Source organism: Psychrobacter sp. UBA3068, assembly GCF_002366815.1.
GTDB lineage: Bacteria > Pseudomonadota > Gammaproteobacteria > Pseudomonadales > Moraxellaceae > Psychrobacter > Psychrobacter namhaensis.
Window position 1 is genome coordinate 62,826 of the sequence record NZ_DFBY01000011.1, and the last position, 21,443, is coordinate 84,268.

Genomic DNA, 21,443 nt, shown 5'->3' on the forward strand with positions numbered 1-21,443 from the left:
TCTATGAGGGTTATTCATGATCTATAGATTTATCCAACACAGCTTGATACAGCAGCTCAGGCGTGGCTTTTAACAGACCACTGCCAAAACCCCGTAACCACCAGACCAGTTGGGAGGTCAAATTGACCGTTGCTTGGATTGTCAGGGTGTCGTCGTCATTCAACGTGACAGTTTGGTCATCACTTAGCTTACTTTCAGTGAGGCTTTTTCCCGCTTGTTTGGTGAACTGTAGCTCAATAGGTGTGTTTTTGCCATGACTGGGTAGCTTACTAAATAGTGGATGACTAAAGCCCATCCCACCTGCATCCAAATACGTATCGAGTTGGAAGTTCTCAGGTGTTTGTGCCGCACTCTCAAGGATCTCCACGCTGGCAAATCGATGCAAGGCAAAGGTGCGGATGATGGCTTCTGGGTCGTCGGTACGGGTGGCCACTAAGTATATAATGACGCCGCGCTGGATAATCGCAATGGGATTTAGGGTGTATTCACTGGCCTGTGATTTGTTGCTGCGTGTGTAGCAGGCCTTTATCTGTAATTGATAAAATAAAGCATGGTAAATATTGTCTTTGCTGTCTAAGTCAATGTGCGGCGCAATCAATGGCTGAGTGGCAGGTTCGATACGCACTCGATCTATCCACGAATGGGTCACCTTACTGTTTTTAAGCTGTCGCCGTGCTAAATCAAACCAAGGGAACAACTCATCTAAGATAACGGGGGGCAAAAGTTGGGTGAGATTGGCCTCAACCATATTAAAAGCGACTGCTTGCGACAGATTCATATGCGGTAAGCTTTGTAAGGGCGCGTCATCGCACCAGCGCCACCCTTGGGGATTGGCGTTGTTTTTTTCGATAGGGAAGCGTTTGGCCAGCGCATTTAAGTCACGCTGTACTGTGCGTAAGCTGATGTCAAAACCTGCCATGATAAGCTGCTCAAATACGTGTGTCGTGCCGACCCAGCGATTGCGCTGTAGTTGGGACAGCACTTGCCATTGCCGTGCCGTCGTTGCTGCGCCATGTCGATCATCGCTGGCACTTTCTGAGGCACTACTGTCTGTCGCAGCTGGCGTATTAGCCTGCTCGTTAGGGTCCGTCTGAACGTGCAGGGAGTTGGCGTCAGTAAGAGGTACAGTCATTAAGAGATAGCCTTTATGAAGTCACAGTCAGTTTTTACCCGTTTTTGGTGGGCCATTCACAGTTTATCATCGCAGAAAAGCAGCGCAGCGTCTAGGGACGTTCGTCTGTAATCACGTATCCTCATAGACTGCTTTTATTTTATAGGAGATTGACTATCATATAAGGAATTATTTGACCTCATCGTTATCAATGTTTTGTTCGTCATCGTGCGCCCCATTGCTGGTTACTTCGCTGTTATTTTTCTCATCCTGACGTTTATCTTTTCTGCTTTTGTCCTCTTTTTTTTGACGTTTGGCTTTGCGCTTTTTCTTGTCTTCTTTTTTTGACTTTTTATCGTCAATGTCATCTTCTTCGTTTTGATTTTCATCCCACAACATCAAACGGCTTAACACTTTGCCAAACAACGTGTCTTTGCGATAGCGACCTTTTTTGTTCATCGTGTCGATAGGCAGGCCGGTCATCAATGATAAGGCTTCACTTAGCGTATGGACGCCATAAATGTGAAAGCTGCCAGCGTTAACGGCGTCTATAATGTCGTCACGCAGCATGAGTTGTTTGACATTGGCCATCGGTATGACCACCCCTTGCTGGCCCGTCAGTTCTTGCTCGCGGCAGGCATCAAAAAACCCTGCAATTTTAGCATTGATACCGCCCACGGCTTGTACTTCACCCAGCTGGTTCATGGAGCCTGTGATGGCAAAAGATTGGTCAATAGGTACGTTTGCTAAGGCGGACAATAACGCACAGCCTTCGCTGACAGTGGCGCTATCGCCATCTATATGCGCGTAGCTTTGTTCAAAAGCAAGCGAGGCGCTAAAGTTTAAGGCATGGTGTTGACTAAATAACGCACGCAAATAGCTGGTCATAATCAGCATGCCCTTGGCGTGTAAACTGCCGCCCAAATCTACATCGCGCTCAATATCGAGTATTTCTCCGGCGCCGATATTTGGTTGAATAACAGCGGTCAGACGTGCTGGCATACCAAACTCACTATCAGCATAACTGACCACCGTGAGCGCGTTCACTTGTCCGACCGCACGGCCTTGAGTTTGGATCAGCTGTTGGCCATTTTTAAGCTCATCCCAATACAAGTCACGCAAGTATCCTGAGCGCTCATCCATATCATTGATGGCTTGCGTGACGTGTTCAGCAGTCACAATACTCTCATCGTTTAAACGCGCATGACGGTTGGATTCATGCAGGAGTTTAATCAATAAATCGCTGTGTAGGCTCAAGCGGTCTTGTTCTTCCGCTTGTAAGCTTAAATGCTCAAGCAAAGTGGCTTGCGCGTGACGATCAAATGGGTAAAGGTTGGCATAGTCTATGATGTCAGCCATTTTGGCGACCAGTGCCAATTCGTGCTCGCTGGTACGTATCACATCATCATGAAAGTCAGCGCGAACTTTGAAGACGGCATCAAACTCAGGCTCAAGCTCAAGCAGCTCATAATATAAATCCGCTTCGCCTAACAAAATAACCTTAATATCAAGGTCGATTGGCGCAGGCGATAACGATAAGCTGCCTGTTAAGGTCAGCATTTGCTCAAGGCTTGACAGCTTAATTTTGCGTGATTGTAAGGCACGCTTGAGCCCTTGCCATGCATAAGGGTGCTCGAGTAAGTGGCTGGCCTCTAACAATAGGTAGCCACCATTGGCACGATGTAGCGCGCCGGCTCGAATCATACTAACATCCGTCGTCACTGTGCCTAATTGCGTGATTTGCTCAACATGTCCCAATAAGTTTAAGTGTGTTGGCAAGTCTTCAAAGATGACAGGGGCGCCACTATCAGGCGGGTGACTGACAATGACATTGACCGCATAGCGGCTTGGCGTTGTGGCGAGCACTGCCGTCACAAACTCTTCATCATCGCCGTTGACGATACGCTCTACGTGAGTGACCATATCGGCAAACACCGCTTTGAGGTAGTCAATGACAAGTGGATGAGCGGAAAACTGCTCATAAACAGGCGCAAATAAAGGCTGTAATGCACGCCTTGCAATACTACGATGCAGCGCTTCTATGGCGTCATTGGCTTCGTCTTCTAGCTGTTCTAAAGCGATGGTCAGCTGACTTAGCCGTTTTTGCATGTGGTTTTTTTGTGCAAAGTTACTCAGTTCAGCTTCATATTCTCTATTACCGTAGTCAGTAGGACGGTCATTTGTACTAGGGCGACCCTCCTTATTACGGCCACTTGTTTCTGATTCACTGATATGGCTGTCAGAGGCTTTAGGGCTATGACCATCATGATCGTTGTTCTCTGTTGGTAGTTGGCTCGGATGGACAAACATCGCTTTATTATCAAAGGAGCGAAACGTCAACGCTAGGTCATATTGCTTGCCTTCAGCATTGAGCGCTTCATAAGCATGACTCTCTTGCTCGTGCGTGTTGTTTTTAATGGCTTCGATTTTGCTTTGGTACTGATCACTACGAAAGCGTTGACTTAAGCGTTTTTTTGCTTGTTGCCATAAACTGTTGATTTGCTGTTGCAGTAGTGCGGCTTGACCAGCAGGCAAGCGCAAAGCCAAGGGCGTACGGGGATCGGTGAAGTTATGCACATAGACCCAATCATCAGGGGTCGGTGCGTCGGCGGCAATGCGATTGAGTAAGCGGCTGATAATAGTACGCTTACCTAAGCCATTTTCACCAGCGGCAAACACGTGATAGCCACTGGCTTTGATGTCCAAAGCAGTCTGCAAGGCTTTGATTGCACGCTGTTGCCCAAAACCAACGTCTAAATCAGGCGCTGTGCGTGTGTCTGTTGGTAGCTCACTTGGCTCACTATAACGCTTTAGTTGTTCTGCGGTAATAAGGCAGCGTTGTTTAACGTCAGTAAAAACAGGGTGCGGCGTGTCTGATGCTTGCTGATTGTCTTTCAATGTAGAAATAGGTGTTGCCATATTATTAGTGTCTTTACGATTAGTGTATTTTAATACTTGAGATATAGGAGGGTGTGGCTGTCGGTCATAAGTGTTTGGTAGATCGTTTTAAAAGCGCCCTACGTTTACTGGGTTTTTATGAGGAACATTTGCCAGTTAATAAAAATAGCTTACAAGCTACCATAACGCTGTAGATAAGTATCATGAGTCAAGTATAGCGGTAAATAAACAGTAGTTTTGCAGCTATTAAACAAGATTAATGTGCTTCATGTCAGGGCAGATAGTATAAGATGTCTCACATTGACGCAATCTGCAACTATTCAATAGGCAGGCTGCATGATAAAATAGACGGTTCACATGTCAAAACTGGATAATACGTTGTATGTCAGCTTCTACTAAAACCTCTTCATCGTCTGCTAGTATGGGCAATATCCATATTGACCCGACGGGCTTTGTAAAGCTCGGCTCACAACTGCCAGCGCTCGCCAATACCTTGTCACAAGCAATAAACACGCTAAGTCTACCCTTAAGTGAGACGCAGCAGCGCATGCTATTATTGTACTTAGATCAGCTTTTGTTATGGAATAAAGCGTATAATCTGACCGCAATTACCGATCCAGAAGAAGCACTGATCAAACATGTGATTGATTGTTTGGCTATTATAACGCATTTGCCGTCAGGGTCACTGCTTGATATCGGTACTGGGGCAGGTTTGCCGGCGGTTATTATCGCGATTTGCCAGCCTGAGCGTCAGTGTACGGCACTTGATAGTAATCAGAAAAAAATCCGTTTTATTAAGCAAATCAGTAGCGAGCTGGGTTTAACTAATATGCAGCCTATTGCCTCACGTATTGAAGCACATGAGGCCAGCTACGATGTGGTCACGTCCAGAGCGTTTGCCAGCTTGATTGACTTTGTTGAAGTAGCGCAGCCACGGTTGGCGGACAAGGGTTATTTATGCGCCATGAAAGGTAAAGCGCCAAGCGACGAAGAGCTACAAGCACTTGAGGGTGATTGGTTGATAAAAACCATTAAATTGACCGTACCACGCCTGCATGACAGTCGTCATTTAATTGAATTGTCGGCTAAAAATGTCTAAGCTATGAGCACCTTGTTGAGGTAGCAGTCATGCAACAGCAGTATGGTAGTGATGACAATTCAGTGCTAGGAATGACGATAGTTGACACAAAAAGAATAGAATAATAGTAACAGACCCTAATTAAATTGAGTGAGTGTATGGAAATCATAGCAATTGCGAATCAAAAAGGCGGCGTAGGCAAAACCACGACGGCAGTAAATTTGACCGCGAGCTTGGCTGCTAAGCACAAGAACGTACTGCTGATTGACTTAGACCCACAGGGCAATGCGACCAGTGGTACTGGTGTGGACAAAAACGAGCTGGGACTGACCATCGCTGATGTGCTACTTGATGGTGTGTCGCTGTCCGATGCGATTGTCAGTAGTCCTGCAGGGTTTGACGTGATCGGTGCCAATCGTGATTTGGCCGGCATGGATATTACTTTGATGGGTAAGGCTGACAGTCACGAGTTGTTTAAAACAGCGATGGCTGATTTGGTCAATGACCAAGTAGCGACGCAAAAGCAGCCATACGATTATGTGATTATCGATTGTGCGCCAAGCTTGAACTTGCTGACGATTAATGCGTTGGTTGCGACTGATGGAGTGATTATTCCGATGCAGTGTGAATACTACGCCCTAGAGGGATTGGCAGATTTGTCGCAAACCATTGAGCGTTTGACAGAGCTTAATCCTAAGCTGTATATCCGCGGTGTGGTAAGAACGCTATTTGATGCGAGGAACACATTGGCTCGTGACGTGTCTGCTGAATTAGAAGCTCACTTTGGCGATATTATGTATAAAACTCACATTCCAAGAAATATTCGCTTGGCAGAAGCGCCTGCCCATGGCCTGCCTGTGATCGCGTATGAAAGATGGTCCAAAGGGGCGCGTGCTTATCAAAAATTAGCAGCAGAAGTGATAAAACAAAGCCGCTAATGATAGGGCGCATCAGTGAATATAATGGTGTGTAAGAGAAACTGACCAGTCAGCAGTGAACGCACCCAGTTAGGTAATAAAACAATTAATATTGTATCTTTAGTAAGCCGCATTAATCATTATTTGGCTTTTATTTTAGCGTTAGAGGATAGGTAATCATGGCGAAGAAGAGAGGGTTGGCTGCCAATCGAGGCTTGGATGCCTTGTTGGGGTCAATCAAAAAAGAAAAGCAAATTACCGCCTCTGCCTTGCAAGACGATATGGCTGCGCGTGACCATGCTTTGCCAGCTGACACGCCAACTAAACATGCGCCAGCTCATCCAGACCGTGCAAAACCTAGTGAGACGTTGATTGCCAAGCCAACGGCTCCTGACACGTCTGATACCAGTCATCGAAAAGCGCGTTTGCCGCGTACGACCAGTAAAGCCGCTGCCAACAAGTCGCGTGGTATTGGCTCGGATACGAGCGTAGAAGACCAAATCAGCTTGGTGCAAATCGATGTGACGCGTTTGCAAGCTGGCAAGTATCAACCGCGCCGTGATATGAGTGAAACGGCGCTTGCAGAGCTGGCGTCTTCTATTGAACAACATGGCGTGATGCAGCCTATTGTTATACGTCCATTGCTTGCGAATGAAGATAAAAGTGAAGCATTCGTGACTCATGAAATCATTGCGGGTGAACGTCGCTGGCGTGCAGCAAAGATGGCAGGAAAGTCCGTTATTCCAGCAATTGAGCGCGCCTTATCCGATGAGTTGGCGATTGCACTAGCGCTGATTGAAAATATCCAGCGTGAAGATCTATCAGTGATCGAACAGGCTGCCGCATTACAGCGCTTTCATACAGAGTTTGGTATGAGTCACGCTATGATCGCTGAGGTAGTTGGTAAAGCACGCACGACGGTATCGAATCTACTGCGTCTGAACCAGCTGCATGATACGGTAAAGGATCATTTGGCAAACAGCGCTCTAGATATGGGGCACGCGCGTACACTTTTAGCCCTATCATCTGACCAGCAGCCTATCATTGCCCAAAAAATCATTGATGGCGGTATGACGGTGCGCGAAGCGGAAAAGCTGGTTAAATCCATTTTGCAACCACCGCCTAAAACCAACCGCACCGAACAAGTACAATCTCGCGATGCTGAGCAGTTGACGCAACGTCTGACAGACGTGCTAGGGGCGCAGGTAAAACTGAAGCATAAAAAAGACGGTCAGGGTAGCGTTGAGATATTCTTCCATAGTCAAGATCAGCTGGCCGCTTTGATTAAGCACATAGAAGCGCAGGGTTGAGGCATTAAACCCGTTTGCAGTGACGGTTCCAATTTCAAGTGTTTTGGCAATGTCTGTTTTTATAAAAATATAAAAGAGAGTCAGTATGTGGGAGTTGGTGAAAGCGGGTGGTTGGCTCATGACGCCTATTGTGGTGTGCTCAATATTGGCGTTGGTTATCATTATCGAGCGTAGCCATACTTTACAGTTTAACAAAATTGTACCGAGCAGACTGCGCGAGCAGTTGATAACCCGCCTACGGGAAAATGGGGATATTGGCCGCACACAACTGATGAACGTGAAAGAAAAAACGGCGCTTGGTGACATTTTAGCGACTGGTTTGCTGTATCGTCAGTATGGATTAGAGTCGATGACGATGCATATGCAGAATCGTGCGAGCGTGCAAGTTCACCAATTAGAAAAAAACATCAATATGCTAGGCACCATCGGGGCCATTGCGCCGCTACTAGGTTTGCTGGGCACGGTATTGGGTATTATCTCTTCATTCTTAGCGATTACGGATGGGGCGATGCAAGATCCCACAATGCTTGCAGCTGGCGTGTCACAGGCGCTCATCACTACGGCTGCAGGGATGATTGTTGCTATCCCTGCGCTTGTTGCTTATCGTTACTTTCAGCGCCGCATTATCGATATTAATGCTCAATTTGAGACCCAAGCTGGGCTTATGATTCAAGAGCTGTACGACTATCAGTTGTTTGACAGCACGCATCTTTCTGGTTTTAATCAGGCTGATCATGGTACAGCGTTAGATGGGAGGGTGGGCTATGGGTCGTCAGTGAACCCCTCAGATCTAGACAAAGTGGCCACAGCCAATGCTTAACACAGCAATCATGTTAGTAAGCCTCGAGCCTAGGGTTATTAGGTAAATTAAAGAGAGTGATATGCGCTTTAGAAAACCGACGGTTGAACCACTTGAAATTAATTTGACCCCGATGATTGACTGCTTACTGTTTTTGATCGTGTTTTTGCTACTGGCAACCTCGTTTAATCACTTTAGTCGTTTAAACATCATTCTCCCTGAAGCTGAAGGTGTCGCACTGACCGAGCAAAAAAACAGCATCGAGGTGGCGGTACAAGAGGACGGCAGTTATTTGGTCAATGGCATCACCCTTGCCAGCAGCAATGAAGCTGAGTTAACCAGCATGCTACAGCAAGAAGCGGGTAATAACCGTGATATGCTGTTTGTTATTGCCGCGGATGCCAACGCCACGCACCAATCTGTCGTGCGGGTGATGGATGTCGCTGGTAAACTCGGGTTTTTAAACCTCAATATCAGTACGGTCGTGCCACTTGGCCAACCGTTGCCGCAATAATATATAGCAAATTTTTGCCACAAATAAACCCTATAAGACTGTGTGGTAAGCACAGCCTATTCATAATATAACTCCCAAACTGAGGCTTTTATGAGCCAAGCATATCAACCTGACTCTACAAAAACTTCTGCTAAAAAAGTGTCAGTCGCATCATCAGGCACACCCAAACATAAGACATTATTGCGGCTATTGAGCTATCTAAAACCGTACTGGTGGGCCCTGCTGCTAACCATTTTAGGCTTTGCTATTAATGCGGGAACAGAAATTTGGATTGCTAAGTTATTGCAGTACATTACTGATGCTATCAATCAGAATGATCAGAGCAAGCAAAATTTGTTTCCATTTATGATTATCGGACTGTTTTTTGTACGCGGTGTCGGTAGTTTTTTGGGTAATTATTATTCTGCTTTGGTGTCACGCAATCTGGTTTATGAGCTGCGTGTGGAAGTCTTTAATAAACTGCTGCGCTTGCCAAGCTCATTTTTTCTGGCCAATCCAGCTGGTACCATCTCGTCTAAATTGATATTTGATGTTGAGCAGGTAACGGCTGCTAGTACAGACTCAATGAAGACCTTATTACGTGATGGTTTGACAGTCGTGGCACTGATAGGTTTTTTGCTTTATAGCAATTGGCGCCTGACCTTAATTTTATTTGTCGTACTCCCTCCTATATTGTGGTTAATCCGTGTGGCCTCCAAGCGCTATCTTAGACTGTCTAAAGGCATACAAGAGACGATGGGCGACGTCAGTCACATCACTAATGAGGTTATCGGTGGCTATCAAGTGGTCAAAAACTATGGTGGGCAAGCCTACGAAGCCAAGCGTTTTGATAAAACCTCAAAAAAGAACTTGCGCCAGGGTATGAAGGTCGTCGTGACCAACAGCATCAATACGCCAGCCGTGCAGCTACTAATGGCAATAGCCATGTCGGTTGTGGTATGGCTCGCCTTGCGTCCAGCGGTGATAGACAACATCTCTGCCGGTGCCTTTATCTCCTATATCGCGGCTGCAGGCTTGCTCAGTAAGCCGGTGCGTTCGCTGACTGATGTCAACCAAAAACTGCAAAAAGGGCTTGCCGCTGGTGAATCAATATTTGCGTTATTAGATGAGCCAGAAGAACAAGATACAGGGGTGCTTAGCCCAGCTTTGACAGGTGAAATCAAACTGGATAATGTTAGCTTGGTTTATCCAGACTCTACTGTGGCCTTGCGTGACTTTACGTTAGACGTAAGAGCGGGTGAGACGGTAGCTTTGGTCGGGCGAAGTGGCGCGGGCAAATCGTCTTTGGTTAATCTGTTGACACGTACTTTATCGACCACGTCAGGTCACATTACGCTAGATGGTATACCGATTGAGGATATTACTCTCGAGTCTCTACGCGCGCAGATTGCGATGGTCAATCAGCAAGTGGTGCTGTTTAATACCACCGTATTTAACAATATCGCTTATGGTGGCTTAGCCAATAAGACACAAGCGGAAGTTGAGAGAGCCGCAAAAGATGCCTTTGCGCATGATTTTATTATGAAGATGCCAAACGGCTATCAAAGTCAAATCGGTGCAGAAGGGTTACAATTGTCTGGCGGACAGCGTCAGCGCTTATCGATTGCTCGTGCCTTATTAAAAGATGCGCCAATTTTGATCTTAGATGAAGCCACCAGCGCCCTTGATAATGAATCAGAATACTACATTCAGCAAGCGCTTGATAATGTTATGAAAGACCGTACAACGTTGGTCATTGCTCACCGTTTGACAACGATTGAGTCAGCCGATCGTATCGCTGTCTTAGATGGTGGGCAGATTGTTGAGCTCGGCACCCATGATGAGCTGATGCAGCAACAAGGCCACTATGCGCAAATGTATGAACGTGATTTTGAGTAAGTGTAGTAGATATTTTAGGACAACTTTGACGTTTACGCAGCGTTAAACCAGTAGGATAAATGGCCAACCCTAATGAGTATTGAGACGACAGTAACGCGTGCATGGCAACGTCAAGCCGCTTGGCTATGGCTGCTGCTACCTATTAGCTGGTTATATGGCCTCATTACGACGATTCGTCGTTATGCTTATAAGGTGGGGGTGTTATCCAGTTATCGTGCGCCCGTACCTGTTATGGTTATTGGCAATATTAGTGTAGGCGGTAGTGGCAAGACACCATTGATTATTGCTTTGGTAGACTACTTGCAAGATCAAGGCATTAAAGTTGGTGTTATTAGCCGCGGCTATGGCGGCGACACCAGCCAGATGCCAACGCTGGTTAGAGACACCAGTTTGCCCAATGTGGTAGGGGATGAGCCCTGTTTAATTGTCAACATGACAGGGGTGGCCATGGCGGTATGCCCCAATCGCGCGCAAGCGATTACCACCTTGTTAGAGGCTTATCCTGATTTGCAATTGATTATTGCCGATGATGGTTTACAGCACTATGCTCTGCAACGTGATATCGAATGGATTGTGGTAGATGCGGCACGGGGTTTTGGTAACAAACAGCTACTACCCACAGGGTTTTTACGTGAACCAATGTCACGGTTAGAAGGGGCAAGTGTCATTTACCATAAAAGCCTAGAGGCTGTAGCAGCTCAGACTCGTAAACGTCAAAAGGACAGTCGTCAGCCTCAAGTTAATGACCAGACAATGCATCTAAAAGCAGATGATATGCAGCTTTTATGGCAATCTGCATCATTTAATAATCCCATAAGTAGCAAACCGCCTAAAAAGGGTAGCAAGGTACATGCAGTGAGTGGTATCGGCTATCCGCAGCGCTTTTTTGATACCTTAAACTTACTTGGCTTTGAAGTTATCGGGCATCCTTATCCTGACCATTATGATTTTAGCTTGGCTGAGCTGTTACAGTATAGCGATTATCCAGTCGTTGTTACCACAAAAGACGCGGTAAAAATAAGAGCGCTTTTATTAAAGTATACCGCCGAGCAAGCGCTAACGGATGAGTATATAGAACTGGTGAGTAGGTTATGGGTGTTACCCGTCACCGCCGTGCTCTCTGACAGCTGTTATGCTCGTTTGGAGCAGCAGCTAAAACAGGTAGGCATTCAAATCAAAAAAAAGTAAAGACACCAAAGCAAACAATGGATAATGCTGTAAACCATATAAAAATTGCCATAGGAATAACGCATGTTACCAGTCGACCTCACAACCGCTAAAACGCATATTGTCATTCCTGCGCGCTTTAAAAGCACACGGCTACCCGGTAAGCCATTATTGAGTATTCATGGCAAGCCCATGATTCTTTGGGTAGCTGAAAAGGCACAGGCAGCACATTTCGCGGATGATATGTGCATTGCCACGGATGATGAGCGCATTGCGCAAGTATGCACGGATGCTGGGTTTGAGGTGGTGATGACCAGTAGTGAGCACGTGTCAGGCACTGACCGTTTGGCCGAAGTCGCTGCTCTCAAAGGTTGGGCTGAGCATGATATTATCGTCAATATGCAGGGTGATGAACCACTGGTGCCGCCGTTATTATTGGAGCAAGTGAAGACGCTTTTGGTAGCAGACAGTGACAGCGTGATGGCCACTTTGTGTGAGCCTATCGACGACTATGAGACTTTTATGCGTCCATCAGTGGTCAAAGTGGTCAGTCAACATTCTGAGAGCAGACAACGTGCGTTGTACTTTAGCCGAGCACCCATTCCTTGCGAGCGTGATGTTGTATTGGCCAATGAGCGTGACAAACAACCACCAAAAAATGCTTATCGTCATTTAGGGTTGTATGCTTATCGCGTCAGTCTGTTGCAGCAGTTTGTGCATTGGCCACAAACACCGCTTGAGGTACTCGAAAGCCTAGAGCAACTACGGGTTTTAGAGAATGGTGGACATATCGCGATTGCCGCCGCTGCCTGCCAGTTACCAGCAGGTGTCGATACCCAAGAAGACTTGGATCGTTTAAATGCGATGAGCTTAGCCGATTTTCAAAACCCTGCTGAATCATAGCCATGAGTGATATGATGGAAAATAAAGGCGTAGTAGAGACCACAGACAGCATGTATTTTGCGCCGTTATTACCGTGGCAGCGAGAATTGTGGTCGCAATTGACGCAGCGGGTGCTGACGTCACAGCAGTCTTTGCCTCATGCGCTGCTCGCAGCAGGTATGCAGGGGATGGGCAAACGTGCGTTTGTATGGCGGTTCGTGGCTTGGTTACTGTGCCATGAGAGAGACCGCCATCCCACAGGTGCTTGTACAGAATGTGAGAGCTGTCAGTGGCTAAAATCAGGGACGCATCCAAGCTTGCAAGTGTTACCGATTGCTTGTATGCCAAATGGTGTGGACCATGCTGATAACACAGAAAAATTGAGTAGCAAAGCAACAGATAAAAAAAATGCCAAAGCAGTTAGCAGTAGCACACTTAAGATTAAAGTGGATGACATTCGTGCCTTGCAGCCTTTTATTTATCAAGGTGGGCAAGGGATGCGCATTTGTGTGTTAGATCATGCTGAGCAAATGACAGTTGCTGCGGCCAACGCGTTACTCAAAACGTTAGAGGAACCACAAGCACAGGTTCATTTGTTTTTAATGAGTGATGCGCCCGCCCAGTTATTGCCCACCATCAAAAGTCGTGTCCAGCAGCTGGCATTGCAAACAATTGAGTCTACGGTAGCCGTTGATTATGTGACACAAGCGCTAGGCCATACCATCAATCGTGAAGCGGTCAGTACGGCGGCAATTGAGCAGCTTATCCAACTTGCAAATGGTGCACCGCTCGCCGCGATAGCCATGGCGCAAGCACCATGGTATGACAAGCGTGCCCTGTGGCTGACCACGTGGCAGGCATTACGTAGTGGTAAGCGCAGTAGTGTGGCCGCAAGTGATTATTGGCAAAATCAGCTGGATGTCAAAGAATTTATCCAACTGTCTGAGATGATGCTGCTTGATTTGCGCCGTGTCTGTCTAGGGCTGAGCGCTCTACAAAATGATGTCAATCTAACAGCGATTTTAGACGTTTATCAACCTGCTGACAGTGGACTTGTAGCGTTTGCCAGTAGCTTACAAGAGGGCAAAACTGCGCTGCAACAAAATGTGCAAGAAAAATTTGTCTATGATAAGCTGATGCAAGAATTGGCATCCTTATAAAGAACTACATAAAGAACTACTATCGCGATTCATGATAGCTTGTTTGATGCGTCATAAAGGTGTTGGTCTATATACCATTAGTAACACATATCATATCCAATTAATGAAGGAAGCTGACTATGGCAATGCCAGGACGTGGCGGGATTTTAACCTGTCATATTGAAAATATCGACACGTTATACGCCAGCTATCTCTCCTTTGTAAACAATGGCGCCTTATTTGTGCCCTCGAACCAAGCTCAGCAATTAGGCAATGAAGTGTTTATCGCTGTTACTTTACCCAACTCTAGCGAACGTTTACCCATGAATGGCAAGGTGGTTTGGATAAACTCTAAAACACAAGGCGGACGTCCAGCCGGTTTTGCGGTGCAGATTGGGACTGATGTGGCGGGTCAAAGAATTAAAAACGAAGTTGAAAGATTATTGGCGGGTAAAGTAGAGGGTGTGCAGTCCACTTATACCATGTAAGGTTTGTCTTATCTGTACCTATCTACAATGAAAACGACTGTATCAGGGCTAGGCTTTGTACAAATCATCGAAAAAAACCGCGTTATAAGCATATAAGGCGGTTTTTTTGTCGGCGAAATAAGCGTTGATAGAATGAGTACGGTTAATAACGGGGTGGTACATACATGTCGTCTGGTATAGGTTCGCGATAGTACTCGTCATCACGTTTGCGCTCAGGTAACTCCACCTCTTCCCGAGGCACTTCTTTGTAAGGGATTTGTTCTAGTAGGTGCGCAATACAGTTTAGCCTTGCGCGTTTTTTATTATTTCCTTCGACAACCCACCATGGGGCTTCAGGAATATGAGTCCGCTCAAACATGGTCTCTTTTGCCTTGGTGTAGTCCTCCCACCGTCGCCGAGATTGTAAATCCATCGCTGACAGCTTCCATTGTTTAAGGGGATCATGGATACGGCTCATAAAGCGCGAGTGCTGCTCATCATCGGTAATTGAAAACCAATACTTTACTAAGCGGATGCCTGAACGTACCAACATACGTTCAAATTCAGGAACCGACTGAAAAAACTCTTCATATTGCTCATCAGTACAAAAGCCCATGACGCGCTCGACACCCACACGGTTGTACCAACTACGATCAAACAGAACAATTTCTCCCGCTGCGGGCAAGTGTGCTACGTAACGCTGAAAATACCATTGTGATTGCTCGCGCTCAGTCGGTGCAGGTAGGGCGGCCACTCTACAAACGCGTGGGTTTAAACGCTGAGTGATACGTTTGATCGCACCACCTTTACCTGCAGAGTCCCGACCTTCAAATATCACGACGATACGCTCGCCGCGATCAACCACCCAATCCTGTAATTTGATAAGCTCTCGCTGTAGTCGCACCAATTCTTGGAAATACGTACGGCGATCCAACCTTTCTTGTTCGCTCATCTCGCGTCCGTCAAAACGAAAATCACGGATGTAATCATCTATTTCGTTTTCAAGCTCTTCATCATAAGTGTCAATGAGGTCTTCATGCATCTTACGACGTAGCTCGTCGTTAAAGACTTCTTTGTCCATACGTTCAATAAAGCTGTCTTGTTCAGGTGTGCTAAGCTCCTTACGCTCTTGCCGCGTTAGGGATTTTGGGTCAATGGCCGATGGGATATTACCCATAAAAAACTCCTAATAGTGTTGTTATGATTTTTATTGGTTATCCCCTTACTTTAGCATATCTCCTAGTGCGGCTATGAGTTGGCTACGTTTTATTATTGTGTTATTGAAGAGAGTTTGACTAAGTTGTTTTTTTGGGATGGAGTGAGCACACAAAAACACCCTTTAATCTATGGATTAAAGGGTGCCGTAAAATACCAAAGCTACTTGTTTGTTGACTACAGCAAATAAAGATCTATTTCTCTAATATGCAAGTCACCCCTTGACCACCAGCGGCACAGATAGAAATTAGGGCACGGCCAGAGCCTTTTTGATCCAGTAACTTAGCAGCAGTGGCTAAAATACGACCACCAGTCGCAGCGAATGGGTGGCCTGCCGCCAATGAGGAACCATTTACATTGAGTTTGCTGCGATCAATAGACCCAAGCGGTGCATCAAGCCCTAAACGCTCTTCACAGAATGTCTCGTCTTCCCAAGCCGCGAGTGTCGATAACACTTGTGAAGCAAAGGCTTCATGGATTTCATAAAAATCAAAATCTTGTAGCGTCAAACCAGCACGTTCAAGCATGCGCGGTACGGCATAGGCTGGTGCCATTAGTAGCCCTTCTGTCGTTCCAGACTTACCAATGAAGTCAACGGCAGCAGTTTCTTGATGAACGATATAAGCCAGTGGCTTAAGACCATGTTCTTTTGCCCACTCATCAGTACCTAATAGGACACAAGAAGCGCCATCGGTTAGGGGGGTAGAGTTGGCAGCTGTCATCGTTGGATTGGCGTTCTTTTTGCCGAACACAGGTTTTAACTTACCTAGCTTTTCCAACGTAGTATCTGGGCGTAAGTTATTGTCACGTGTCAGACCTTTGTATGGAGTGATTAAGTCATCAAAGAAACCTTCATCGTAGGCACGCGCAAGGTTTTGATGGCTGTTGAAAGCAAGCTCATCTTGGGCTTCGCGGCTGATATTCCACTCAAGTGTGGTGATTGCTTGGTGTTCACCCATCGACAGTCCAGTACGGGGTTCACCGTTTTGCGGCGAATCTATCAAGTCTTTTGGGTTGAGGCCCATCAGTGCTTTTAAACGTTGTTTGTTGTTTTTTGCGGCACCTAATTTAATCAGTACTTTACGTAGACCATCGCCAATTGCGATAGGCGCATCAGAGGTGGTATCGACACCGCCGGTAATGGCTGAATCGATAAGTCCTAACGCAATTTTATTGGCAGAGGCAAACGTCGCTTGCAAACCAGTACCACACGCTTGCGAGATGTCATAAGTTGGCGTATGGGGATTAAGTGCTGTGTTTAGAGTGGCTTCACGAGTTAAATTGATATCACGGCTTAGCTTCATGACTGCACCTGCCACCACTTCACCCAATACTTCGTCTTGCAGGTTGTAGCGTTCAATCAGACCGTCTAAAGCGGCAGTCAGCATGTCTGTATTGCTGACATCAGCGTATGAGCCGTTTGAACGGGCAAATGGGATACGGTTACCACCTAAGATAGCCACCCGGTTTTGACCTGAGGCTGGCTTGGTTTTGCTGGCTTTTTTAGCCGTATTCGCTGATTTTTTGTTAGCTGTCTTTTCAGCTTTATCATCCTTTGCTTCTTTTTTGGTACTGGTTGACTGGTTATCCGTAGGTTTTACGTCAGCCGCTTTTGAGTTTGCAACCGTGTCAAAAACATTTGGCTCATTGGTGTCGGTAGTAGCGGAATCAGTCACTGAGTCTTTGTTATCTTCGTCATGAGCTTTTACAACCGTGCTTTCGACAACAGGGCTATCAGAGTGATTATTTTTATTACTCATAGTATTATCCTTAAAAAATATGGGTAGAAGAAAAATGGGCGTTCAAATCAATAAAATAAAAAGTATGGGTTAAATCAGTGAAAACAAACAATGAGCAAATACTATCATTTATGCCGCCTTATAGATGTTTAAGATAAAGCGTTTTTTATACCCTTAATGTATGTCTTTGGCAAATTGTGTGTCACTTTTATAAGAGCAGTCACCACTTTGGGCGCACAAACACCATTTACATATACCAGTGAGTATCAAGTACTGGCATTGCATATTGGTGTTTTTAATAATATATTGTTATCGATAATTGCATTCCCCATAACTTATAGGTCTAATTTTAGCACAATCTGGTATTTTTTGACGCTAGAAAAGATTGCCAGCTTGTATACTAGCTTGTTTACAGATTGTTGTAGACATCGGCAGTTTTTGGACTTGTTTATGATGAAAGTGTATAGTTAAGATAAGTTTTAGACCCATTTATGAAATATCGATGATGATGTTGATGCGCCTATACATATAATAGGAGCATTGCATTTTCTGTTTACTATTATTTAACCATTAGCTATAGGATTATATTATGTCAGACCGTTATGGTGATTTTGTTCAGTCTTCTATTGGCAAAAAGGTTGCCAAGAATCTAGGCTTACCTTTACCTGTGTCTCTTGATCGTTTTGAGAGTGGTGAGCGTTTGGTACGCGGGAGTGTGCTGGTTGGACGCGCTGATGGTGAGAATAAAAGTGTTAGCGAGTCAGTAGCGCGTATTTTGGCAGACGTCCATGCAGAAGTTTTCGTGAATAGTCGTGATGATATCAAAGACGCACTTGCAGATGCAGGCGTAGAAGCAAAAGCCAACACGGGTGGCGATGATAAATTCAAAGTTTTATTGTTTGATGCCAGTAATATTAGTAACGCCGATCAGCTCAAAGAAGTATATGAGTTCTTTCACAGCGTTGCTCGTCGCGTCGAAAAATCTGGTCGCGTGATCGTCATTGGCCGTCCGCCAGAACGCATTACTGATATCGATACTGCTTTGGCGCAGCGTTCGCTTGAAGGCTTTGTAAAGTCAGTGGGTAAAGAGTTTAAGCGTGGTGTTACCGCTCAGCTTATCTATGTTGAAGAAGGGGCTGAGCAAAACCTAGATTCGACTTTGCGCTTCTTTACGTCAGCACGTTCAGCCTATGTCTCAGGACAGGTAGTACGTGTTAGCAAAGGCGAGTCAGTCGATGTGGATTGGACTCAACCACTAGGCGGAAAAACCATGCTGGTGACTGGTGCCAGTCGCGGTATCGGTGAAGCCATCGCCCGTGTATTGGCCCGCGAAGGCGCTCATGTTATCTGTCTTGACGTACCGCAGCAACAAGCGGATCTGCAAAAAGTTGCTAGCGAAATCAGCGGCTCTATCTTAACCGTTGATATTACTAGTGATGACGCTGGCGCCCAAATTGCAGACGCAGCGCAAAAGCGCGGTGGTTTGGACTCAGTCATTCACAATGCTGGCGTGACTCGTGATAAGACGTTGGCAAAAATGGACGAGAAAAAATGGGACATGGTTATCGATATCAACTTAAGCAGTATTGCTAAGTTGAACCGTTACTTGTTAGACAATGATATCCTAAAAGAAAACGCGCGTATCGTCTGTGTCTCATCAATCTCAGGTATTGCTGGTAACATGGGTCAAACCAATTATGCGACTTCTAAAGCGGGTGTTATTGGCTTGGTTAATGCCACAGCGAAGCAATTAGAAGACAACGCAAAAGGCATGACAATCAATGCTGTTGCCCCAGGATTCATCGAAACCCAAATGACCGAAGCCATTCCTTTTGCCATTCGTGAAGCAGGTCGTCGCATGAACTCAATGAGCCAAGGTGGTTTACCAGTAGATGTGGCTGAGACCATCGCGTGGTTGGCATCGCCTGCGTCTGGCGGTTTGAATGGCAACACAGTACGCGTTTGTGGTCAAAGCTTGCTCGGTGCGTAGCCCTCACCGCACAGTAAGCGTAGATAGGGTTTAGGTAGCTGGTAAATGTATGATATGTCATATTATTTCCAAATTACCTCACATATGCTTACGAAAAAATTGCTGATAAATTGTAATAAAGCTGCCCAAGGGTGGCTTTTTTATGATAAAAACACAAGGACTACAAGCTAAATGGCGCTTTGCCGTTGTAGCATTTTATGCGATTATTAGAATATAAGCTTATAACTCATTTAATGACAGGCTTTTATCAACGTCTTCATAGCATCTTTAGGTGCCTCAAGAAAATTTGCTCAAGCCCCACTTAGGATTTATTTATGTCAGACAAACATTATGATGCGTTGCCAAAAGCGCATACTACCTACGCCAATATCGTAAAAAGTTTACTGCCTATCGGCAATAGTGGCAAAATTAGTAGAGAACAATTGCCGCAAGCGACTTATTATGTGGATGATCTGCACATCGATCAGGAAAATTTAAACGATTATCGTAAAATCTGCGGTTTTACGGATAACGGTAAAGTGCCTATTACCTATTTTTCGGTACTGTCCCAAACACTGCAAATGAACATGATGGTCAAAGAGCCATTCCCGTTTGCCATGTTAGGTTTGGTGCATGTTGATAATAGTGTCACTCAGTATCGTCCTATTGGTGAGCGTGAAACGGTGGCCATGTCAGTCACTTTTGATAATTTACGTGACCATGCCCAAGGACAACAGTTCGACTTTGTGACTACCGTCAAATCAGAGAATGAGGTGATTTGGGAGGGGACCTCAACTTATCTGTCACGCAGCAAAAAGCCTAGCAGTAGCAAAGACAAGAAAAGCACCCCACGCCCCGTCACGGTTAAACCGCTGGTTAACGAGGAAGGGGTGCATAGTATCTTTGAGGTGCCAGAAGATATTGGCCGTCGTTATGCGTTTGTTTCAGGGGACTTCAATCTTATCCATTTACATCCACTATCAGCGCGTGCATTTGGCTTTCCTAAGGCGATTGCTCACGGTATGTGGTCAAAGGCTAAGTGTCTTGCCATGATGGATGAGCTGCCTGACGCGTGTACAGTCGACGTCTCATTTAAGCTGCCAATCTTTTTGCCCGCTGAAGTCGAACTGATCGCTGATCCGGTCGCACAGCTTGAAAACACAGAAGACACTTGTGTGTTTGGCTTGTATAGCTCAAAAAATGACAAGCCACATCTGGCAGGGGTTGTGACGCTACAGAGCGATAGTAAATAGCAGACGACAGTTTTTATCTTAACCGCCATATTTAACGAACAAATTTATCATTATGACTTCACAAAAAAAAGTAACCAGCAAATATCAATCTGATAGCGCTGCGGTGGCTGATATAGCCGCTGCCAACGACAGCGCTAGCAACGAAGCCACCACTGACAGTAGCCCTGCTGATAATGGTGTGGATCTCGCTAACGTTTTTGACACTTATTTTCGTCCTGATGCAAACACCATAGTCTGCGGAGCGCTTGATAATGAAAAGGTGGCCAGCTTAGCGCAAGCTGGCGTTGAGCTGGTGATTAACTTGCAGCCTGATGATGAATTGAGCTTTGATGAGGCAGCCGCAGTTGAGCATGCAGGTATGCACTATGAGCATCTGCCGATCAATGGCGCTGCCGACTTAAAACAGCTTAAAATACTGGCGTTTGATAATATATTGCGCCAGTATCATGGCAAAAAAATAGCCATGCATTGTGGGTCAGGCAATAGAGTGGGTGCGGCAATTGCGCTGCGTGCAGGTTGGCTGCGTGGCCGTAAGATGGATACTGCTATGGAACGTGGGCGTAGTCATGGTTTGACGAAGCTTGAGCAAGAGGTCCATAATCGTTTGTTGGTGCCGCGCTAAGATAAGAATATGATAAAGTGTGATTAAGCAGCACTGAGTACCAAAGAGGCGACCAATAGGTGGCCTTTTTTGTGAGCACGCAATCTATCAAAACCGCGAAAGAGGCGCCACCCGACATTAGGGTAGAGGTGAGTTTCGCTTAGTGTTTATTATATAGTCATAAAAATTATATACTGAAACAAGCTATAATAAACTTTAGAACTTACATTAAAAAATCACATTAAAATCAGTAAAATGAATGGGCGTTTATGAAAATCAACAAAGCGTATAAATTTAGGCTTGAGCCTAATGCAGAGCAGGAGATTATTCTAAATAATCTTGTCGGCTCAGCGCGTTTTGTTTGGAATCACATGCTGGCAATATCGTTTGAGATATTTGCTAAAAATGAGTTTATCAATGCCACCAATTTGGTTAATAAAATTGTTGGCTTAAAGAACAATCCTGAATTTTCTTTCTTAAAAACAAGCTCTAATGCCGTCACCTTA

The 21,443-nt window shown here is 45.6% G+C and carries 18 protein-coding genes; 14 read left to right on the plus strand and 4 right to left on the minus strand.

Annotated features, from left to right (window positions below; genetic code table 11):
- Positions 1 to 10: 10 nt before the first annotated feature.
- Complete coding sequence (locus B2P60_RS02835) at positions 11 to 1,132, minus strand: helix-turn-helix transcriptional regulator (RefSeq protein WP_193006153.1); 1,122 nt, start codon at positions 1,130 to 1,132, stop codon at positions 11 to 13.
- A 168-nt stretch (positions 1,133 to 1,300) separates the two neighbouring features.
- Positions 1,301 to 4,030 carry an ATP-binding protein gene (locus tag B2P60_RS02840; protein ID WP_230709744.1) on the minus strand — a complete coding sequence of 910 codons (2,730 nt, stop codon included), beginning with the start codon at positions 4,028 to 4,030 and terminating at the stop codon, positions 1,301 to 1,303.
- Between the two features lie 361 nt (positions 4,031 to 4,391).
- On the opposite strand from B2P60_RS02840, the gene rsmG reads away from it, so the two are divergent.
- From rsmG to B2P60_RS02890, 10 genes are all read left to right on the plus strand, one after another.
- Entirely contained in the window at positions 4,392 to 5,108 is a 717-nt protein-coding gene (gene rsmG / locus B2P60_RS02845) for a 16S rRNA (guanine(527)-N(7))-methyltransferase RsmG (protein WP_193006151.1), read from the plus strand.
- Positions 5,109 to 5,245: 137 nt separating this feature from the next.
- Positions 5,246 to 6,025, plus strand: coding sequence for a ParA family protein (locus tag B2P60_RS02850; protein WP_286739335.1), 780 nt, complete (start codon positions 5,246 to 5,248; stop codon positions 6,023 to 6,025).
- A 158-nt stretch (positions 6,026 to 6,183) separates the two neighbouring features.
- Positions 6,184 to 7,314, plus strand: coding sequence for a ParB/RepB/Spo0J family partition protein (locus B2P60_RS02855; RefSeq protein ID WP_193006149.1), 1,131 nt, complete (start codon positions 6,184 to 6,186; stop codon positions 7,312 to 7,314).
- 85 nt (positions 7,315 to 7,399) lie between these two features.
- Positions 7,400 to 8,134, plus strand: a complete 735-nt coding sequence (locus B2P60_RS02860) for a MotA/TolQ/ExbB proton channel family protein (protein ID WP_226949485.1) — start codon at positions 7,400 to 7,402, stop codon at positions 8,132 to 8,134.
- Between the two features lie 61 nt (positions 8,135 to 8,195).
- Complete coding sequence (locus B2P60_RS02865; protein WP_193006148.1) at positions 8,196 to 8,627, plus strand: ExbD/TolR family protein; 432 nt, start codon at positions 8,196 to 8,198, stop codon at positions 8,625 to 8,627.
- A 90-nt stretch (positions 8,628 to 8,717) separates the two neighbouring features.
- Positions 8,718 to 10,505, plus strand: a complete 1,788-nt coding sequence (gene msbA / locus B2P60_RS02870; protein ID WP_193006147.1) for a lipid A export permease/ATP-binding protein MsbA — start codon at positions 8,718 to 8,720, stop codon at positions 10,503 to 10,505.
- Between the two features lie 72 nt (positions 10,506 to 10,577).
- Complete coding sequence (lpxK, locus tag B2P60_RS02875) at positions 10,578 to 11,693, plus strand: tetraacyldisaccharide 4'-kinase (protein ID WP_193006146.1); 1,116 nt, start codon at positions 10,578 to 10,580, stop codon at positions 11,691 to 11,693.
- Between the two features lie 63 nt (positions 11,694 to 11,756).
- A complete protein-coding gene (gene kdsB / locus B2P60_RS02880; RefSeq protein WP_193006145.1) occupies positions 11,757 to 12,575 on the plus strand; it encodes a 3-deoxy-manno-octulosonate cytidylyltransferase in 819 nt (272 codons plus the stop codon).
- A gap of 2 nt (positions 12,576 to 12,577) precedes the next feature.
- Positions 12,578 to 13,714, plus strand: a complete 1,137-nt coding sequence (locus B2P60_RS02885; protein WP_193006144.1) for a DNA polymerase III subunit delta' — start codon at positions 12,578 to 12,580, stop codon at positions 13,712 to 13,714.
- A 119-nt stretch (positions 13,715 to 13,833) separates the two neighbouring features.
- Entirely contained in the window at positions 13,834 to 14,181 is a 348-nt protein-coding gene (locus B2P60_RS02890) for a PilZ domain-containing protein (protein ID WP_193006143.1), read from the plus strand.
- A 142-nt stretch (positions 14,182 to 14,323) separates the two neighbouring features.
- Here B2P60_RS02890 and ppk2 read toward each other — a convergent pair whose 3' ends face one another.
- Positions 14,324 to 15,337, minus strand: a complete 1,014-nt coding sequence (ppk2, locus tag B2P60_RS02895) for a polyphosphate kinase 2 (RefSeq protein ID WP_265088192.1) — start codon at positions 15,335 to 15,337, stop codon at positions 14,324 to 14,326.
- A 232-nt stretch (positions 15,338 to 15,569) separates the two neighbouring features.
- On the minus strand, positions 15,570 to 17,135 hold the full coding sequence (locus B2P60_RS02900; protein ID WP_286739342.1) for an acetyl-CoA C-acetyltransferase: 1,566 nt from the start codon (positions 17,133 to 17,135) through the stop codon (positions 15,570 to 15,572).
- Between the two features lie 568 nt (positions 17,136 to 17,703).
- Here B2P60_RS02900 and B2P60_RS02905 point away from each other — a divergent pair.
- The 4 genes from B2P60_RS02905 to B2P60_RS02920 form a co-directional block, all read left to right on the plus strand.
- A complete protein-coding gene (locus B2P60_RS02905; RefSeq protein ID WP_286739344.1) occupies positions 17,704 to 19,104 on the plus strand; it encodes a 3-oxoacyl-ACP reductase in 1,401 nt (466 codons plus the stop codon).
- Between the two features lie 314 nt (positions 19,105 to 19,418).
- Positions 19,419 to 20,336, plus strand: coding sequence for a MaoC family dehydratase (locus tag B2P60_RS02910; protein WP_286739346.1), 918 nt, complete (start codon positions 19,419 to 19,421; stop codon positions 20,334 to 20,336).
- A gap of 52 nt (positions 20,337 to 20,388) precedes the next feature.
- Positions 20,389 to 20,958: a beta-lactamase hydrolase domain-containing protein gene (locus tag B2P60_RS02915; protein ID WP_286739348.1), complete on the plus strand. Its 570-nt coding sequence runs from the start codon at positions 20,389 to 20,391 to the stop codon at positions 20,956 to 20,958.
- A gap of 248 nt (positions 20,959 to 21,206) precedes the next feature.
- On the plus strand, positions 21,207 to 21,443 hold a 237-nt coding region (locus B2P60_RS02920), incomplete at its 3' end, for a helix-turn-helix domain-containing protein (protein WP_286739350.1).

Excerpts from the sequence above, each read along its gene's own strand:
- B2P60_RS02865 (WP_193006148.1), top strand. The coding sequence starts at position 8,196 with ATGCGCTTTAGAAAACCGACGGTTGAACCACTTGAAATTAATTTGACC.
- lpxK (WP_193006146.1), top strand. The coding sequence starts at position 10,578 with ATGAGTATTGAGACGACAGTAACGCGTGCATGGCAACGTCAAGCCGCT.
- kdsB (WP_193006145.1), top strand. The coding sequence starts at position 11,757 with ATGTTACCAGTCGACCTCACAACCGCTAAAACGCATATTGTCATTCCT.
- B2P60_RS02915 (WP_286739348.1), top strand. The coding sequence starts at position 20,389 with ATGACTTCACAAAAAAAAGTAACCAGCAAATATCAATCTGATAGCGCT.
- B2P60_RS02835 (WP_193006153.1), bottom strand. The coding sequence starts at position 1,132 with ATGACTGTACCTCTTACTGACGCCAACTCCCTGCACGTTCAGACGGAC.
- B2P60_RS02900 (WP_286739342.1), bottom strand. The coding sequence starts at position 17,135 with ATGAGTAATAAAAATAATCACTCTGATAGCCCTGTTGTCGAAAGCACG.
- ppk2 (WP_265088192.1), bottom strand. The coding sequence starts at position 15,337 with ATGGGTAATATCCCATCGGCCATTGACCCAAAATCCCTAACGCGGCAA.
- B2P60_RS02885 (WP_193006144.1), top strand. The coding sequence starts at position 12,578 with ATGAGTGATATGATGGAAAATAAAGGCGTAGTAGAGACCACAGACAGC.
- B2P60_RS02855 (WP_193006149.1), top strand. The coding sequence starts at position 6,184 with ATGGCGAAGAAGAGAGGGTTGGCTGCCAATCGAGGCTTGGATGCCTTG.
- B2P60_RS02910 (WP_286739346.1), top strand. The coding sequence starts at position 19,419 with ATGTCAGACAAACATTATGATGCGTTGCCAAAAGCGCATACTACCTAC.
- B2P60_RS02905 (WP_286739344.1), top strand. The coding sequence starts at position 17,704 with ATGTCAGACCGTTATGGTGATTTTGTTCAGTCTTCTATTGGCAAAAAG.
- B2P60_RS02840 (WP_230709744.1), bottom strand. The coding sequence starts at position 4,030 with ATGGCAACACCTATTTCTACATTGAAAGACAATCAGCAAGCATCAGAC.
- rsmG (WP_193006151.1), top strand. The coding sequence starts at position 4,392 with ATGTCAGCTTCTACTAAAACCTCTTCATCGTCTGCTAGTATGGGCAAT.
- B2P60_RS02850 (WP_286739335.1), top strand. The coding sequence starts at position 5,246 with ATGGAAATCATAGCAATTGCGAATCAAAAAGGCGGCGTAGGCAAAACC.
- B2P60_RS02860 (WP_226949485.1), top strand. The coding sequence starts at position 7,400 with ATGTGGGAGTTGGTGAAAGCGGGTGGTTGGCTCATGACGCCTATTGTG.
- B2P60_RS02890 (WP_193006143.1), top strand. The coding sequence starts at position 13,834 with ATGGCAATGCCAGGACGTGGCGGGATTTTAACCTGTCATATTGAAAAT.
- msbA (WP_193006147.1), top strand. The coding sequence starts at position 8,718 with ATGAGCCAAGCATATCAACCTGACTCTACAAAAACTTCTGCTAAAAAA.